Annotated in this window: 19 protein-coding genes; 9 read left to right on the forward strand and 10 right to left on the reverse strand. The window is 45.7% G+C overall.

What is annotated here, in order from left to right:
* Positions 1-326: 326 nt before the first annotated feature.
* From JGK39_RS07660 to JGK39_RS07690, 7 genes are all read right to left on the reverse strand, one after another.
* Positions 327-800 carry a TerB family tellurite resistance protein gene (locus JGK39_RS07660; protein ID WP_293256971.1) on the reverse strand — a complete coding sequence of 158 codons (474 nt, stop codon included), beginning with the start codon at positions 798-800 and terminating at the stop codon, positions 327-329.
* Between the two features lie 331 nt (positions 801-1,131).
* Positions 1,132-3,030, reverse strand: a complete 1,899-nt coding sequence (locus JGK39_RS07665) for a M61 family metallopeptidase (protein WP_293256968.1) — start codon at positions 3,028-3,030, stop codon at positions 1,132-1,134.
* The gene (locus tag JGK39_RS07670; RefSeq protein WP_293205121.1) at positions 3,027-3,707 is read right to left on the reverse strand and encodes a Crp/Fnr family transcriptional regulator; all 681 of its coding nucleotides are present in this window, start codon (positions 3,705-3,707) and stop codon (positions 3,027-3,029) included. The genes JGK39_RS07665 and JGK39_RS07670 overlap by 4 nt, the downstream gene beginning before the upstream one ends.
* A 231-nt stretch (positions 3,708-3,938) precedes the next feature.
* Complete coding sequence (locus JGK39_RS07675) at positions 3,939-4,799, reverse strand: inositol monophosphatase family protein (protein ID WP_293256965.1); 861 nt, start codon at positions 4,797-4,799, stop codon at positions 3,939-3,941.
* A 334-nt stretch (positions 4,800-5,133) separates the two neighbouring features.
* On the reverse strand, positions 5,134-7,059 hold the full coding sequence (locus JGK39_RS07680) for an alpha-amylase family glycosyl hydrolase (protein WP_293295986.1): 1,926 nt from the start codon (positions 7,057-7,059) through the stop codon (positions 5,134-5,136).
* 254 nt (positions 7,060-7,313) lie between these two features.
* Complete coding sequence (locus JGK39_RS07685) at positions 7,314-8,219, reverse strand: Rpn family recombination-promoting nuclease/putative transposase (protein ID WP_293256959.1); 906 nt, start codon at positions 8,217-8,219, stop codon at positions 7,314-7,316.
* 268 nt (positions 8,220-8,487) lie between these two features.
* Positions 8,488-8,982 carry a hypothetical protein gene (locus JGK39_RS07690; protein ID WP_293256956.1) on the reverse strand — a complete coding sequence of 165 codons (495 nt, stop codon included), beginning with the start codon at positions 8,980-8,982 and terminating at the stop codon, positions 8,488-8,490.
* A 198-nt stretch (positions 8,983-9,180) separates the two neighbouring features.
* Here JGK39_RS07690 and JGK39_RS07695 point away from each other — a divergent pair, with 198 nt between their 5' ends.
* The 3 genes from JGK39_RS07695 (at position 9,181) to JGK39_RS07705 (ending at position 10,904) form a co-directional block, all read left to right on the forward strand.
* On the forward strand, positions 9,181-9,399 hold the full coding sequence (locus JGK39_RS07695) for a hypothetical protein (protein WP_293256953.1): 219 nt from the start codon (positions 9,181-9,183) through the stop codon (positions 9,397-9,399).
* A 163-nt stretch (positions 9,400-9,562) separates the two neighbouring features.
* Positions 9,563-9,787, forward strand: coding sequence for a hypothetical protein (locus JGK39_RS07700; RefSeq protein ID WP_293256950.1), 225 nt, complete (start codon positions 9,563-9,565; stop codon positions 9,785-9,787).
* Between the two features lie 112 nt (positions 9,788-9,899).
* Entirely contained in the window at positions 9,900-10,904 is a 1,005-nt protein-coding gene (locus tag JGK39_RS07705; protein WP_293256947.1) for an MvdC/MvdD family ATP grasp protein, read from the forward strand.
* A 213-nt stretch (positions 10,905-11,117) separates the two neighbouring features.
* Here JGK39_RS07705 and JGK39_RS07710 read toward each other — a convergent pair whose 3' ends face one another.
* The gene (locus tag JGK39_RS07710; RefSeq protein WP_293256944.1) at positions 11,118-11,981 is read right to left on the reverse strand and encodes an Npun_R2479 family HD domain-containing metalloprotein; all 864 of its coding nucleotides are present in this window, start codon (positions 11,979-11,981) and stop codon (positions 11,118-11,120) included.
* Positions 11,982-12,344: 363 nt separating this feature from the next.
* On the reverse strand, positions 12,345-12,539 hold the full coding sequence (locus JGK39_RS07715; protein ID WP_293257028.1) for a Mo-dependent nitrogenase C-terminal domain-containing protein: 195 nt from the start codon (positions 12,537-12,539) through the stop codon (positions 12,345-12,347).
* Here JGK39_RS07715 and JGK39_RS07720 point away from each other — a divergent pair.
* The 3 genes from JGK39_RS07720 to JGK39_RS07730 all read left to right on the forward strand — a co-directional run bounded on the left by JGK39_RS07720 (position 12,466) and on the right by JGK39_RS07730 (position 14,055).
* Complete coding sequence (locus JGK39_RS07720; protein WP_293257031.1) at positions 12,466-12,624, forward strand: hypothetical protein; 159 nt, start codon at positions 12,466-12,468, stop codon at positions 12,622-12,624. The two genes, JGK39_RS07715 and JGK39_RS07720, sit on opposite strands and share 74 nt — an antisense overlap.
* 362 nt (positions 12,625-12,986) lie before the next feature.
* Positions 12,987-13,802, forward strand: coding sequence for a cobyrinic acid a,c-diamide synthase (locus JGK39_RS07725; RefSeq protein WP_293256938.1), 816 nt, complete (start codon positions 12,987-12,989; stop codon positions 13,800-13,802).
* Between the two features lie 130 nt (positions 13,803-13,932).
* Positions 13,933-14,055 (forward strand): hypothetical protein, encoded by a 123-nt coding sequence (locus tag JGK39_RS07730; protein WP_293256935.1) that lies wholly within the window; start codon positions 13,933-13,935, stop codon positions 14,053-14,055.
* A 57-nt stretch (positions 14,056-14,112) separates the two neighbouring features.
* On the opposite strand, the gene JGK39_RS07735 is transcribed toward JGK39_RS07730, so the two are convergent.
* Complete coding sequence (locus tag JGK39_RS07735; protein WP_293256932.1) at positions 14,113-15,123, reverse strand: AI-2E family transporter; 1,011 nt, start codon at positions 15,121-15,123, stop codon at positions 14,113-14,115.
* A gap of 241 nt (positions 15,124-15,364) precedes the next feature.
* Here JGK39_RS07735 and JGK39_RS07740 point away from each other — a divergent pair, with 241 nt between their 5' ends.
* From JGK39_RS07740 to JGK39_RS07750, 3 genes are all read left to right on the forward strand, one after another.
* On the forward strand, positions 15,365-15,550 hold the full coding sequence (locus JGK39_RS07740) for a hypothetical protein (RefSeq protein WP_293256929.1): 186 nt from the start codon (positions 15,365-15,367) through the stop codon (positions 15,548-15,550).
* 172 nt (positions 15,551-15,722) lie between these two features.
* Positions 15,723-16,874 (forward strand): glutamate--cysteine ligase, encoded by a 1,152-nt coding sequence (gene gshA, locus JGK39_RS07745; protein WP_293295989.1) that lies wholly within the window; start codon positions 15,723-15,725, stop codon positions 16,872-16,874.
* Positions 16,875-17,115: 241 nt separating this feature from the next.
* Positions 17,116-17,577, forward strand: coding sequence for a tRNA (cytidine(34)-2'-O)-methyltransferase (locus JGK39_RS07750; RefSeq protein ID WP_293256923.1), 462 nt, complete (start codon positions 17,116-17,118; stop codon positions 17,575-17,577).
* Positions 17,578-17,634: the final 57 nt, after the last annotated feature.

The following is a 17,634-nucleotide window of genomic DNA, read 5'->3' on the forward strand; positions in this document are numbered from 1 at the left end:
AGTAAACCCGGATTTGGTATAAGGGGGGGGGACAAGATTCTTCTCTTTCGTCCCCCAACAATCAGGGAGATGCGAGGGGGATCTAGATATGTATGTGCAACTTCACATTAAATTGGTATAGCGGTTCTCAAAAAAGTGAGGTATGCCCGCGGAGACCACGGAGGCCTATGTCCCTATGCCCTATGCCCGGCGCAGGCCTATGCCCTGTCGTCCGCGAATATGAGAGCTTGAAAGGCTATATTATTCCCGGTTTCTCTTAAAAATTTCAGGTTTAGTAACGAGAAATACAGGAATCAACCAGGAATCAGCCGCGCGCCAGTCCCAAACTAGCGTTTGATGAACTGTTCTAATTTGTGAGCTATCTTCTCTATAATTCCCTCCGAAGTATGTGTCGCCGATGCTTCTCCTTCTATACGCTTGACTGCATCTTCTGGAAGATTCAGCAACTGCACTAATTTTTGATAAGCTGCGGCTTCATCAGAGTTAATGTTTGGTTCGTCGGGAGTTCGAGAACTAGATGCAATCACTTCATAGCCGAGTTGCAAGACTAATTCTTTTTCCTCTTGAGTTTCTAGTTGGTGGATCAACTCATCAAGGGGTATATTTTGCATGATGTAATCCCGCAGTTCCTGTTGCATTTGTTGTGCGTCGTCATCTGTAGCAAACAAACTGCAAAAGCGATCGAGCATTAAATTAACTTCTTCTATCGCGAGTTCGCCATCAGCCCAGGCCATAGAGGAAACGATTCTCAGCAGGTTCATCTGGCGGGGCGTAATTGATGGAGGAGGTGGGGTTTGCATAATTTAAAATTGGTAATTGCTAATTGGGAATTGAAAATTGGTAATGGGGAATGGGGAATTAGTGTCAACTGAATATCTTATGCAGTACCAGTCTGCTGTTTGACGATTAAGGCTTCGATCCCCCCTAGCCCCCCTTAAAAAGGGGGGAACCGGAATATCTCAAAGTCCCCCTTGCTTTCGGGGGATGCGAGGGGGATCGAGACGGCGCTACAAGCGAGATTTCTCTGGGTTTTAGGTGAGTGTTGACACGGCTTTGGGAATGGGGAATTGGTAATTGAGTGTGATTCTTTTTTGTGTTCCCCGTTCTCCTTTCCCTTTCCCTTTATTTATCTCACAAATTCGAGAGGGGAACACCCAGCCATCCAGTAAAGTTTTGTTTCTGAATAGTGCTCGGCCGATCGACTGGTACGATCGAATAACGGCCCGGGCGCGCGGGGGCGAGAGTAACAGAACAAGTCCGCAGTTCGTCTTGGTGAAACACTGTCACCTCTACCGTGTCCCCAGGCTGATAGTCTTTGAGCCTCTCGGCAGCTTGTTCGGCATTTACTCGAAAACCTGCGATCGCCAGCAACTCGTCCCCAGCGTCAATTCCGGCCAATTGTGCGGGAGATCCTGCTTCCACAAATTTAACCGTTTGCCGCCCGTTTTCCGCCCCCAGCATCCAACCAATCCGAGGCGTTTGGTCAGTTTCATCTACCAAAATTTGCAGCCCGAAAGGTTCCAGATATTGGTTGTAAGGCAACTCTTCTGTACCGTCTACATAGCGCGCAAAAAAGTCGCTCAAGTCCATGTCAGCTACAGACTCGATCGCACTTTGCAACTCTTCGGGAGTAAAGCCTATTTCTGCCCGGAGCGATCGAGCATTTAACTTGCCATTTGATGTCAGATGCGCCTGCTTGGCCTCTGTTCCCGACTTCTGGTCAAAATCTTCATTTTCAGCAGAACAACCGCCAAACTGCCGCCACATCAAACGCATCACATCGTCGAGCGATCGGGCGTTGCCGTGTTTAGCTCGAATCAACAAATCGAGCAAAAACGAAACAAGTTCCCCTTTCAAATAATAGGAAATCTGCGAATTGTCGCTATTAGCATCTCTGCGATAAAGTTTAATCCAAGCATCCCAACTCGACTCGCTAGCCGGCTGCACGTTCCGCCCCGGAGTCGTCTGCAAGCGAGTGATTTCTTTGGCAAGATTTTGGAAATAACCTTTGACGCCGTAGATACCGGCTCGAAAAGGAATTAGCAAATCGTAATAACTGGTCGTGCCTTCAGAGAACCATAAAGAAGGAGTATAATTCTCTTGTTCGTAGTCAAATACTTCAAGAGCTTTCGGTCGAATGCGCTTGACATTCCAGAGGTGAAAAAATTCGTGAGCCACCAATTGAATGAACCGTTCGTACTTTTCCTTGGCCCGAAAACCAAAACGCGAATAGTTAAGAGTACAACTATCCTTGTGTTCCAAACCGCCAAAACCAGAGCCAGACAAATGCAGCAAAAATACATAGCGGTCGTAAGGCAAACCGCCGAACATTTCTGCTTCAACCTCAATGACTTTCTTGATATCTTTAATTGCCCGTTCTGGTTCTAAATTGCCTTGTCCCCAAACTACAAGCTGATGGAGTTTTCCCATCACTTCAAAATCGTAGGACTCGTGAGAGCCAATCTCAAAAGGACTATCGACAAGGGTGTCAAAATCCGCAGCAGCGAAAGTAAGATTATCGCCGGAAACAGGTGGCAAAGTAGTCACGGTGCGCCATTGGGGCTGCGGTGGCACCACTGTCACCCTATAGCAGTTGCGCTCAAAACCGGGCAAGAAAAAGCACAGAGCTGCTGGATTAAAATAACCGTGAGTCGAGTCTAAATGATTGGTTCGCACTGTCAGTTCGTTGGCAAAAATCCGGTAAAAAACCGTGACATCTGACACTGAATTTGTGTCGATTTGCCAGTGATTTTTGCTAATCTTGCGCCAAGATAAAGCTCGATCGCCCGATCGCGAGCTAAAATCTTGCAAGTGGCGGGCGTACTCTCGAACCAAGTAAGAACCGGGAGTCCAAACAGGCATTTTTAAATCCAGCACCGGCTCCGACCAACCTTGCACGCGCAAAGTCACTTCAAACAGGTGGGATTCAGGATTGGGCATCGCCACCGAATAGTGAATGGTCGGTGCTGTTAGTTGTCCGATCGCGCCGCCGTTCGCGGGCGAGGTATCCTCATAAGTGACATCGGTCATTGACTTGCCAAATTCATCAAGTGCTTGAGGTTGATCAAATGGATAGTTTGGTGCTCTGGATCGATTTTGATCCAGCCTTTACTATCTAGTTTTTCCATAATTTTGCTGGTTTCATCTAGGGCGATACCTGTCACGTCAGCTAAATCTTCATAAGGGATATTGAAGATATCTCTGCCCTCAGCAGTTTTCTGACCGTAGTTTTCTCCCAGCTCGACTAAAGTATTTGCTAGTTTAACCGCTGGCTGGCGGTTCTGCAGTTGAGAGCGGAGATTGGTTTGGCGCAGCCGCCGCACCATCAGTTGGAGCATCCGGTGGTGCAATTGCGGATCTTTAAACAGGGTTTGGATAAATCGCTGAGCCGTAACGCTGATCAGCCGCACGGGCGATAGAGCAAGTACGTCATTCGATCGGGGAGATTCATCAAGAATGGCCATTTCGCCGAAGAAAGCTCCCCGTCCTAAAATAGCCATTGATACAGCTCGATCGTTTGACAGGTGCCGGACTTTGACCCAGCCGGACACAACAAAATAAATCGCGTTACCCCAAGAATCCTCCATCAGCACAGCTCGGCCTGGGGGATACTCATGCTTAACGGCATTTGATAGCAGCCCTCCCAAGGTTTCTGGGTTAGCACCCTTAAATAGAGGGAACAGCTCACTGAAAGCTTCTGTCTTCATGCAAACTCGCGGAGGTGGGAAATTAGATTAGGCGACACCCAACAGCTAGGGAACGATCGATGTTTGAGAAAACAAACAATCTGTTGCTGCTACATAAGATTGACACAAAGCGAACGAGACGGACATCTCAGACACAGGGGAAACTTACTTCTTATAGCTCCTGTAATTGATGATAAGGGTACAGGGGCGCGCTTCACCTAAAATTGGCAGATTCTTTAATCTTAAACGGGTTTACAAGCGTCCCACTGCCTGTTGAACTTTGCCCAACAGAGCTTCTATGTAATCCGGCCAGCCGATCGCGATCGACTGCGTGTGGGCCAAAGACTCCGGCTCGATCGCATCTGGCGTCCACCTCAGCGGTTGACCTTGCAAGTCGCAACAAACCAATCCGGCGGCCTTTGCTAGGGCCAGAGGGCCGGCGGTATCCCACACTTTAACTCTACCGTTGAAATACAGGTACAAACCGGCTCGGCCTTGTATGATTTCCATAACTTTTAAGCCAAAGCTTCCCAGCGAGTAAAATTCGGCTCCCGGGATGCTTTGGGCGATCGCCCCGGCATAGTTTTTCTGGTCTCTGTCGCCGAGAATAATTTTACAATTCAACGGTGTCGGAGCGGAGGGTTTGCTCATAGCGATCGGCTGCGGCGAAGAGGTTCCCACAGTTTGGAACAATCCCCAATCTTTGCCGCCAAAATACATTTGGTCAAAAGCCGGAGCGTAGATCCAGCCGGCCACCGGCTCCCCGTCCACCAGCAGCCCCACCATCACAGCGTAGTGCTGTTTTCCCTGAATAAATCCCTCCGTCCCGTCGAGGGGATCGATGCACCAGAGGCGCTGGTAATTTGCCTGGTAAGCTGCTCTAGACGACGTGTTTTCCTCCGTGATCCTGCCATCTTCAGGAAACAAAGCGCTAAATGCTGCTGATAGTTGTCGGTCTAAGTAGCGATCGATACTCGTCACGTAGTCGTCCGGGCCTTTCTCGGAAACTTCAAAAGGTTCCGCTGCAAGCTTGTGGGCTTCTTGACCGCACTCTCGGATGATGTAGCGAATTTTTTGGTCTTGCTCTGGAGAAATATACATCAGGTTAAACATAAATGCTTCAACTAACACAGCATAAAAGCTTAAGTCCTTGGAATCGAGCGATCGACCCTTATCGCTGTTTTTAATTCCTACAGGATTGGCGCCCTGCTGTCCTTAAAACCCGGTTTCCCAGCCCAAGATCGGACAGCGGTTTCAACCATCCGGTCTTTTTCTCCCAAGCCTATTGCCGTCTGGTGGGCAGTGCGCACCATAAATCACATCCTCCGAGTACGCAATCCCCACCATAAATCTGACACACAAATCATCCGTAAGGTGCGCAATGCGCACCCTACAATTGTTTAACTAAAATTGTTTAACCGTCTCACACAAAAATCAAAAATCCCAACTAAGACTCCCGTCCGCTCGCCCACTTATCCCGCCATTTCACAGTCCCTTCCGAAGCCAAAACCCAGCGCCGACAAACCAAATTTTCTCGCAGCGGCGACATTCCATCCCGCAGCAGCGCATACTTGTAAGAAATCAACTTCCCCGCACTTTCATTAAAAGGAATTTCCCCAAACCAAGTATTAGTATTGATATACTCCAGCGGGTAAGCCTTACTAATATCCCAATTCCCCAACTCAGGACAATCTCCAACCACCACAATTCTTTCCCCAGGCTGACTTTTCACACTGTTAAGCTGCGCCCGCACAATAGTTTTCCCCTTAACTCGCTCTCCCACGCGGCTAAAAATCATTACTTGTCGCGCATCCAACTCCAAATTATACAGCATCCCGTCTTTAACTTCAAACTTGCGGCGCGATAAAACCTCCGTATGCTCTCCATCCGGCAACTCCGTATCAACCGCTTCAACAGTCACAGAATCGCCCCGATTCATCGCCACAAACACCACAGAATCGCGATAGCGGCGCACGTAACAATAAACATCAGCAGTTAGATATTTTTGCCACTGACTCCCCATCGAAATAGCAGGATTCAGCCGCCGCAACCCAGACAGCAAGCGCACATCTCGGTAAATCGGCGAATCAGTATCCCACTTTTCCATCATCGGGCGGTTGTAAGGGTCATTTCCTCCTTCAGTATCATCGTGCAGGTACTGTTCGGTACCGTAATAAAGGCAAGGAATGCCGCGAGTAGTCATCATCAAACATATCGCCAACCGCAGCATTTGTCGATCGGCATTCAACGACTGAAACCTGGGCATATCGTGATTGTCAATAAAAGTAATCAACTCCGTCGCCCCGTAGTAGCGGCTATCCAAATCCAGAACATCTTGGACTAACTTAAATCCCGCCTCCGCACAAAATCCCAAAGCTTCTCGAACAGCCACGCACAGACCAAAATCTAAAATAGTCATCCCCGACTCATTAGCAAACTCGACAGAAAGGTCATTTCTCGGGTCGCTGTAAATCCATTCACCAAAAATGAAAACATCAGGTCTGTGCGTTAAAATGTCAGCATTAAATTCCTGCCAAAACCAGATCGGCATATGCTTAACAGTATCAACCCGCAAAGCATCAACGCCTCTGTCCAGCCACTGTTTAATTGCTGATTTAATGTAACGGCGGTATTCAGTATTATTTTCGTTGAAAGTCGCCAAACCAGACAGTTCGCAGTTTTGGACTTGCCATTCATCTTCCCAGTTTGTAACTTCCCCGTAGTGGTGATACCAGTTATTTTTATCGTCGTTAAAGTCAGCTATTTTCACGCCATCATCGTAGAGTTCCCCTTTTTTGCCGCTAAAATCCGGGTTGCTGTGATTGCAGACAATATCTAGCACGAGTTTCATTTTGCGCTGGTGCAACTCGTCTACCAATTTGTCAAATACAGTATCTTTCGTTTCTTGTGTTTGGTTGATCGAAGGATTGTCACCTTTAGCAATAAACCGGGGATTTAGTCGCTTAAAATCTTTTGTCCAGTAGCCGTGAATCGCAGCTTGTTCGACAAATAATGCCTCTACTTGCTCAAAAAGCGGAGTCAACCATAATGCGGTAACACCCATATCTTTTAAGTAATCGAGTTTGTCGATAACTCCCTGCAAGTCGCCGCCCCAATATTTGCCCCAATTTTTGCCTTCAGGATCGTAAAGTTCAGGGTTTGGGCCTTCGTTGTTTGTGGAGTCGCCGTCGTAAAAGCGATCGACTACAATGAAATAAATTGTTTCTTGTCGGAATTCAATGTCTCTGGTGTAGAGGAATTCTAAATCGAGTTCGCTTTCTGGCCTAACTTCTTCTACCAGAGACTCAATTTTTTCTTCAGGTTTGGTAGTTTCGTATTGAGAGAAAGTTTGATTGGGAGTGACTGGTGTCATGAGATTTATTTATTTTTACTGTAAGATTGGTCAGTTATGGGGAGTGAGAGTCGGAGATAGCTTTTCCCTCTGACTGACTTTTACAGCATAATACGTAATTTACTCCTTTAATAAAATCTTCCTTTAGACAGATGGCGAACTCCTCTATAGGTTCGTAGTGAGGACTTCAGTCCTCATCCAATGAGAGAGGACTGAAGTCCTCACTACAAACCAATTTGATTGTGGTTTGTAGTGAGGACTTCAGTCCTTCCTTTCTATTCCTCCCGCAAATTTTGGACATCTTCCACACTCAAACCAGTAGTTTGACTAATAGTTTGATTGTCAAGAACATTGAGAAGTTGCCTAGCAATTTCCAGAGCCTTTTCTCTCATTCCTAGCGCGAGTCCTTCTTCTCTGCCTTCTTCTCGCCCTTCTTCTCGCCCTTGTTCTCGTCCTTGTGCGAGTCCTTCTTCAATTCCCTTTCGCAAGATTCCCTGCTGATCCATAATATACCTCTCGCGATCTTCTAAATCTTTCAACTCTTCAGGATTCAAGTTAGTTTCATTAGCAATCGCAAAAGCTTGTTGTATTTCCGAGACATTTTCCATTGTTGACGGTACCACTTCCAAACTGGGGGCATTTTTCATAAAATAAACCCACTTATCAGTCAAAGTTTCCAACTGATCCAATTGTTTGTTGAATTTGGGCAATTCAATAAATATCATTTCCATCCCTGGATCTGGATACTCAAATAAACGTTCTTTCTCCTTGAACAAAAAGTGAGAAATTACTTCTCGGTCATTGTCAAACATTTCAAAATCTGTAATTGTCAAAGCAATTACAGGTTTTAACTTAAAATAACCTTCACCGCGAATCAGTTGTGTCGAGTAAGTTTTCGCAGTATTGTAAACCACCCGTTTCGCAAAAGATTCTACATTTAAAACTTGCATCTCGATAATTACAGTTGCGCCTCCTGCAAGTCTGGCTTTGACATCCAGGTAAGAGTCTTTGAGATACGGGACTCTCGATGCTAAATACGGATCGATAATTTCTAAGTCGGTGATGGTGGGATTGCCATCATAAATCATGGCATTGAGAAAGCTGATTAAGATTGGTTTGCTTTCGTTCCCGCCGAAGATTTTTTTGAAGGCAAAATCGGTTTTGGGGTTAATGAATCTCATTGTTGGTTTCCACTCTCTTTTAGGGATTTGACGACTCAATCTATCGAGCAATGACAATCAAAACATTTTAAAATTTGCTGGCGGCTGTGGGTATAGCTATATTTTACTATATGGCGATCGCTGAACATCAAGATGTCTTGAATAATTAAAATTATAACTTATACCCTAACAATGCAGCACCACATAAAATTGGTTTGTAGTGAGGACTTTAGTCCTCATAGTCTGAGGACTAAAGTCCTCACTACAAGCACTGTTAACATGACTACTTCTATTCGGTCAAATCGACTTGTCGAATCTCTTCTAGCGTCAGATCCAAACATTGCGCGATTTGCTCGTCGCTCAATCCTATTGCTTGCAAGCGATCGATCGCCTCAATTTTCGCCTGCTGCTTTCCCCGCAAAAACTCAGGCGACTCTTCCTGTGACGTGCAGATATTTAAAGAGCCAATTACATGACCGCGAGCGACATGATTCCCACTAATGACGCCGCCAGTAACATTGCTAATCATCGACTTGCGAATCAGTGCCGATCGCAAATTTAACTTATTAACCTCTTCTCCAAAAGAATCAGAGAACAACGGCCATAGCTCGTAGCCCACATCTTTAGCATAACCCTCAGTACAATTCAGCGTTTGAGCAATATCGCCGTACTTTTGCCGCTTCAAAACGCCCTCAATCACACCAACTTGCATATCATCTAAATGCTTGCCAGTTTTCGCAAAGACCACTTCATCAGCAAAAGCCAGTGCTTCCTTAACGTTCATCAGATTTCCCCACCAGAGCGCAACGATCGAACTAAAACCGTCTAGATCCGACTATTTTCGCCTTGAATACAAAAACGATTAAAGCTTTATCAAAACTTTTTATATTATACGACTTTATCCGACCTTTTTCGACTATACAAATTAATTGGCAAGCTGTAGCATTGTGAATGTAAAACGATCGCTCAAAGAAACTAACTTATGACGACTACCCAACTCGCTCTCGACAAAAAAGCAAATCCTTTGATGATGCACCTGAGCATCTTGCCCAAGTACAGCATCTCGCAAGAGCAAGCTAGCTACGATCCCAGCACCCAGACCTCCAACATCACCTCCATGAGTGGCTCCTGGTCTACTCGTGCTGGCTCCAGTATTTTTCAGTTTGAACCTAGTGATGACGACCAGCAAGAGGACGACTAGAATTTTGAATTACTAAGAAATAATTCGATCGCCCTTTATGTTCTTGAAAGACCTGTATGAATTTTTGCATGACAGGTCTTTCACTATCAACATTATTTCAATTAGTTTGATTGCGATACCAGTTTCACAAAAATGTAAAACCATAACTCAAAAAAACTAATGTATGACGACTACCCAACTCGCTCTTGACAAAAAAGCGCATCCTTTGATGATGCACCTGAGCATCTCGCCCAAGTACGGCATCTCCCAAGAGCAGTCTAGCTACGATCCCACCACCCAGACTTCCAACATCTCCTCCATGAGTGGCTCCTGGTGTGCTCGCAGTAGCTCCACTGGAGATATTATTTTCAGACCTCCTACTGATGACGACCAGCAAGAGGACGACTAGAATTTTGAATTACTAACAAATAATTCGATCGCTCTTTCTTTTCTTGAAAGACCTGTCTGAATTTTTGCATGACAGGTCTTTCATTGTCAACATTACTTCAATTAATTTAGTTATGACTGACCTTTTAATCGTGACTTCCGAGACAGACATTCATGCAGATATCGTTATCAACGAATTGCAAAAATCAAATATTCGAGCAATTAGATTGAATTCCGAAAATTTTATTCAAAAAAGCAAATATGCTTACTCGTGGCAAGCTTCTGGCAATCCCAGTCAAAGTTTTTTGTTTTTTGAAGACTCCTTGAAAGAAGCTCAAGATATTGGCGTGATTTGGTGGCGAAAACCACAAAATTATCAAGTATTTCCGGAAGTTGATGATGCTTGGGCAATCAAGTATTGTCAAGAAGAAACAGAATCTTTAATGTACTCTCTGTCTGGCTTATATCCCAAAGCGAGGTGGGTTAATAACTACTACAAGATTAGATTGCCATCCCATCGCATCAACCAAATCCCCATTGCTCAAAAACTGGGAATTACTATCCCTCCCACACTCGTCACAAATTCCTACGACGCTGCTTGCAACTTTGTGACACAACAGGGAAAGTGCATTGTCAAACCGATGCGATACTCGGGATTCCTACATGATGACAAGCAGTACGCTTGCTATACTCGTCCCATTGATGTTGAAACACTTGAAGCATTTCGAGAGAGCATTCGACTGGCACCTGTTTTCATTCAAAAACGCATTCAAAAGAAAGCAGAATATCGCGTTACATTAATCGGTAAGCATCATTTTGTTTGCCGCATTGATGCCGAACATACCAACGATGCAGACGTGACCTTAGATTGGCGCGTTACCGAACCAGACAAACTCGTTCATGTTCCAGATAGACTGCCGATAGATTACCTCAACAAACTCCATCAAATGCTTGACGAGTTAGGCTTAAATTTTGGTGCATTCGACATCATTCGCGACGCTGACGATACGCTTTATTTTATCGAACTCAATCCCAACGGACAGTGGTATTGGATCGAAATTCTCACTAAAATGCCTATGGTTCGCGCAATGGTTGAACTCATCGAAGATTTAGCGCTTCAATATCAACAGGATTGCTGAATTTTATCAAGAATTTATCGTCGCCCGCCTAGGAAAGAAACCGGGTTTTTTGCTGAGATTAAAAGTTGTGATGGGATAGTTGACTAAAAAACCCGGTTTCTGGTGCCCCGCCTGGGAAAGAAACCGGGTTTTTTGCTGAGATTAAAAGTTGTGATGGGATAGTTGACTAAAAAACCCGGTTTCTGGTGCCCCGCCTGGGAAAGAAACTAAACCCTAACGAACAGCAGCCACCTCCTCAACTCCCGCCTCAGAATGCTCCACCCGAAACACATTTGCACTTAAATTAGCAACAATTTGTTTCCCCTGCTGCGTCAGTTCCAAATAGCCGATCGCATCCTTGACATACCGATAAACCACATTCCAATAAAACTTAGGATACCCCTCCCGCAAATCCGCCGGATTGCGATACCCCAAAATCTGATTTTGACCAGTCTCTTCAAACTCATAAAACAGCCCAGTCACCTTTTGCAAATATCGCGGATCGCTCAACTGACCGATTAAATCCGCCGCCCGCACCAAACCCGGATAATTCACAGTATCTTGATAGTCTTCATCCCGAGGAACCGGGAAACGAGTTAACTCAATATTCTGCTTAACCAAGTCCGCATCAATCAGTCTGTGACCCCCAAAGCGCTCCTCAACAAACATCTTTCCCCGATCGACATGATAAGGGGTCAAACTCGCATCAGTCGCCCCCCTAGGTAGCGTTAATTTCATGTCACCTATTCCCGTCGCATACACTCCTAAATCTGTTCTATCTTGGCGGCAAACGCCCTTGACATACCCGATATCGTGACACAGCAAAGCAATGTGAAAATGCAGCCAATGTTCGCAGGAAACACCGCCCTCGCGGATGTGCTTCCCGCGCAGAATTTCTTGTCCCACCAATGTCACTAAAATAGTGTGTTCCACATTGTGGTAAAGAGCATCGCTATTAGCAATATTTTCCAAAGCCATATCGGCTACCCAAGCAATAATTTCGCCATAGTCAGATTTGAAGCCACCGTAGGTGTGGCGGTAGCCTTCAATTAGCCGATTTACAAAATCGTTAATTAGCAGTTCAGTTGCGTTAAACATATTCACTTCCATGAGCAAAAGTAGCTTATTAAATTATTTTTATAGTTATTGTTTTTGCTGTTACCGTTTGATCTTATTTTTGACTTGACCGCCCGGATGGATGCCCGCTCCTATCTAGAGGCATCCACTGATATTATCAACGATCGCGGCCTAAATGGGCGATCGCACAACTAGCAGGTTGACGCACCCCATAAATAATTGATCTCAATGGGCGATCGCGGTATGAGACCCCTCAATCAGCAGTACGGCGTTACATCTTCCCCGCATACATCAGTCGATTTTAGATTTTAGATTTTAGATTTTAGATTTACTTGCTGCATTGAATCACCCGAACCCGAACTAGAGTCTAAAATTTTGGGCGGCTCACGACTCCTGTCGGAAAGCAAGTATCCGTTTTTGGCTGACCCCGCCCAAAAACGAGAGCGAGCGAAAACGCAACCCCACTAATTCTTCATATACAGGATTTAGCTTGCACATCGGCGGTATGTGGAAAAAATGGTGCCCGAATAACTGGATATCTCTCTCAAAAGAACACCGTGCTGGTATAAGCTGGCACAACCACCTAGCTATCTGTCGATCGCCCACTGCAATGGCCCAAGAGCCACTGTTGCACTGGTTGAACGAGGCGATCGCGAAAACTTAAGTATTGACACCGATTTTTAGAAAAAATACTTGTAGTCGAGTTCATAATTGACCTCAGTAATCCTGAGTAACAAAAAGTTATAAATTACCCTGATTACATCATCAACCAAACCCACCGTTACCCCAGTGACGTGAATAATTATTTCCTGTGACACTTGCGGCCCCAAAATGTGATATATAAAGTTCATAGTTGTGATGGCAAGTCCGCAAAAGTGTGAGACAGATCACCGCCTTTACCCGCTAACTGCTGTATCCTTAGAGGTATATAAAAAGATTATATAAGTGGTAAATGCCGGCCTCTACTTTACCGTACTTCCCTGGGATATATTACCCGCTCAATTAACTAATACAAGGTTTCAGGCAATGATTAAACAAAAATATAAATATGCCGACCTTTCTCAACGCCCCCACACAGATACCGTGCTGGAAAAACTCCCTGTAGAAGTTAAGGAGTGGGCCGAAAGCTTGCCTTGGAACCAGCGGCGCTACGTCTTGTCCCTCTCCTACATATTGTGCGCCTCTACTCCCGAGTTGCAAGCAGAATTTTTAGATGACTACACCGCCGACGGCCTAGTCTCAAAAATGTTTGAAGATGTAGACACTCTACACCGAGTCAAAGAGTATTTAATCAGATTCCGAGTCAAAAAAGAATTAAACGAATCTGATTTAAGAAGCTACATCAAACAATTTTATATCCACTCAGCTCAACAAGCCCGACGGGAAACTGACCAATATTTAGAATCGGCGCTCCGCTTCGTCTTGAGTACAGAAGAACGCAATAATGTTTTTAACTACATTTTGGGTTTTGAATTTATTAAAATTGTGTTTCAAATGAGCTGGTTGCAACACGAAAGATTAGCCAGACTGCAACAAAATCAGTCGCAGTTTATTGAAAGCTATATCAAGCCGATTCAACACGCACACAAAATTAATGCCATAATTGTACCCAAAGATGAGAGAATCTTTTTTGCCAGACGCGCTTATTACGTTCAACAGCCTAACGTTTCTTACAGAAAACTCATCGAGTTAGTCATGGCTACTTTTACTACAGAAATGGTGACTCACTGCGGATTTTCCATCAGCCGCCACTCTCAAGCTATGCGCTTTGACTGCGATTACATTTACGATCCCGAACCAGAAGAAGCAAGATTTCCTACTGACTTGCAATTTATTAATTGACTCTAGGCCGTCAGGTGTGCGCGGAGCGGTACACCCTAGGTTGCTTTTTTTCTCTTTATATCAATTCCGATTGTATCGGAATGATGTAACCGCAGAGAACGCAGAGGACGCAGAGGGAGAGAAGAGAGAGATGAATAATTCCGATGCTGACGGAATTGATATTACTTTTAGTTGCGCGTTGCGGCCTGGAGAGTTTTTGAAGCATCGGGCTTCTAACCGGCAGGTTAAAACCGGGTTTTTAAGCCGGATTTGATATAAAATAGGAGGGCTGTATCAATTAACTTTCCGCTTGCATTTCTTCAATTTCAAACTAGCTAACTATCACTCCCGCTAGCGGAATAGCCAGAAATATTCCTAAAAGTCCTGCTGCTCTCGCGCCTACTAACAGTGCAAAAAATACGACTACCGGATTGAGGTTAAGCGAATTTTGCATGAGTCTCGGATGAATAAAGTTGTCTTGAATTTGCTGCAAAACAATGCAAGCTGCTAATACTTTTAAAGCTAGCCACACATTTTGAGACAATACAATAAAACAAACTAAGCTAATTCCCAGGGTCGCTCCTATCCCCGGAACTAAATCAAACAATCCGATTATAAATGCTAAAATTAAAGGAAATCTCACACCTAGCAGCACGAAAACGACAAAACTTGCTGTGGTCAAAAATAACATTAACAGAAATTGTGCCTGGAAAAATCCTAAAAAGTTTCGCTCTATTGTTAAACTTAAACGCCTGTGCAGGTGTCGGGGTATAAATTTGAGAACTAACAGCCACAGCCTCTCTCCATCAAGTAACATGAAAGAAGCCACCACCATAATTAATATTAAATTCAATAGATTGGTTAGAAATACTTGTAAAAAAGCAATACTCGAAACAACTCCAGCTAAAGCTTGATTTCGCAGTTGTTCCTCAATAACTCGCAGGTTGACTTGCAGGTTTCTTGCTCGCAGGAATGCTTCGAGGCGCTCTGACAGAGGCGCTAGAGCATTCACAAATTCAGTCATGCTGTCAATTAATTGCTGTCCTTGAGATAAAAGAGTGACGCCTACGGTGACGGTGAGTCCGCCAAAAACTAAAATGGTGAGCAAGACAACTAAGGCGACAGCTAAACTTCTGGGTAACACTCGCTGGAGAGTTCGCACTGGATAGTTGAGCAAAAAAGCTACGAGTGCAGCAATTGTGAAAACTGCGACGGCGGTTTCAAAGTAAGCTAAAAGTTGCACTCCAGCCCAACCTGAAGCAAATAAAAGCAAAAACCTGACTAAGGCTAAATTGCTTAGCATATTCCAAAAATTGGGAGGGTTTCTTTCTTGCTCTTTCACAGGAGTTTCCAGGGATTAATAATTGCTCAAAAATATGGCTTTTTCTTATTTGAGCATCGCACCTAAGATATATCTGCGGCTATCCCCCTCAAGGCAGAAAATAGATGGGAGAAGGAAGAGGGAAGTTCGGCAACGGATTGCGTAACGGATGTAACGGATAGAAGGAAGTTCGGCAACGGATTGTATAGTGGATAGAAGGAAGAAGGATCTCTTCGGCGAAGCCTTTCGGGTAAAAATAAGGATGAAGCCACAGGGGGAGAAAGATGAAAACAGTTCTTTCTCACTGCTGTCTGGGGCAAGGGTGGGTTCTTTTCACCATAAGTACGATCGCGCCGCGAATCCCGAATCAAACACGCAAACGCGATCGCACAAACAGCCTTTGGGACTCAAAAACCGCCTCGGAAACTCTTTGCGGTGCGGTGCATAAGCCGCCGCTTCAGCCGCAACTAACACGCAAACGCTCAAACAAGCTGGCGCCCAAAAATCCGGTTTCAGTGCCCTGGATCGAAAAATTTCAACTCTGCCTTGTGGCAGATAGTACGAACAGCTCAATTTTTGGGATACTAGAAACTAGCACTCAACTTAGCTGAGGAACAAACGTGCTGCTATCAAAAGGCTTTGAAGTAGAAATGTATACCGGCACGCCCGAAGGTGAGGTTGTCGGTCTCTCCGATCGCATAGTCGCCGATCTAGAGGGATTTGTGCGGGAGCCTGATAGCCGCAATGTGGAGTACACGACCGCCCCGCTGTGCAGCTACGATCGCCTGCTGTGCGCCTTAGTCAAGCCGCGAGTCCGGCTGCGCGAGTATCTCAAACAATTGGGCGACTATACCTTGCTGCCGGGAAGTACCCTGTCTCTCGGGGGGAGCGATCGATTTTACCGATCGGATCCCAACAACCCCTACCACACCTACATCGAGCAAACCTACGGCACCAAAGTCGTCACCGCCAGCATTCACATCAACATCGGCATTTCCCAACCAGAAATGCTGATGCGCGCCATCCGCCTCGCCCGCGTCGAAGCACCGCTTTACCTGGCATTGAGCGCCTCTTCCCCGTTCCTTGACGGCAAAGCCACCGGCTATCATTCGACTCGCTGGGGCTTGTTTCCCAAAACTCCCGCCGTCGTGCCCCTGTTTGAAAGTCACAGACATTACATCCAGTGGACTGAAGAACAGCTAGAACTCGGCACCATGCAAAATGTGCGCCATTTGTGGTCTGCCGTGCGCCCCAACGGCGATCGTCGCCCCTACTGTCTCAACCGCCTAGAACTGAGAATTTGCGATCTCGAAGTCAATCCTCTGGCTTTGTTGGCCATCACTGCCTTGCTAGAAGCTCGCATTTGGCAGATGATGGAAGACCCCAGCTTAGACCCTTTAGAACTCAGTACCCTGCCCGCAGCCACCCGCAACCAAGACTTAGTTGCCCTCACCGACGCCAACGAAATTTCTGCATCCCGGCACAGTTTGGATGCCGAACTAACGCACTGGCAAGATGGCCGAAAGATTTTGGCGCGAGATTGGATTGAGGAAATTTACCAGGAAGTCTGGCCTTTTGCTAAAAAACGCGGCTTTAGTTGCTTTCTCTCGCCGCTCAAAAAGATTCTGCGGGAAGGCAACACCGCCCAGCAGTGGTTGAAACTTCACGATCGCGGTTTGGACACCCGCAGTATTATTCTCCAAGGGATTGATGGCATGGTTCACCAAGAATTTGAGCTCGAAGATAACTTGTGCGCCCAGTTAGTTGCCTAAACTACTCGCCATTCTCCTCGCGGGGGCTTTCCGCAGCCCCCTGGCGCGTGCGTACTCAGCCAATGCTCCCCATAGCCCCAACTTCTCGCGGAAAAGTGGAAAAGCGGCCCCAAAAACAAATCAGAATATTTAATCAATGGAACTAGACAAGCGTTATAAATAAAAGCTATAAGTTGTATCTACCTTTCGGTAGATTTGTACATGGCCCAATGGCTGTATTTTAAGTTTTTATCTTAGCTTCATGCCCCAACTTGTCTTAATTCACCCGCAAATTCCCCCGAATACTGGCAATATCGCCCGCACTTGCGCTGCCACAGGCACGGAACTCCATTTAGTCGGCCCGCTGGGGTTTGAAATTAGCGATCGCTACCTGAAACGGGCAGGCTTAGATTATTGGCCCTATGTCAATCTCCACTGTCACGAAGACTTAGCGGCTTTTGAGATATGTCAGCAGGAGCGAGGAGGGCGAAGGATCGGATTCAGCACTGGCGGGCGATGCAGTTATACCCAATTCCAATTTCAGCCCAGCGACTGGTTGATGTTTGGCTCGGAAACTGTCGGCATTCCTAAATTGGTCTTGGATGCCTGCGATGCCACTGTTTTTATTCCCATGAGCCAGCCTGGAGTCAGGAGTTTGAATCTCTCTGTCAGCGCCGCTGTAGGTTTATTTGAGGCTAAACGACAGTTGGGCGAACTCGGATAAATGGCGATCGACAGATACATACACATATAGATATTTAATAGCTGTCGGGTACAGCCA

It is taken from the genome of Microcoleus sp. PH2017_12_PCY_D_A, assembly GCF_020738565.1.
Taxonomy (GTDB): domain Bacteria; phylum Cyanobacteriota; class Cyanobacteriia; order Cyanobacteriales; family Microcoleaceae; genus Microcoleus.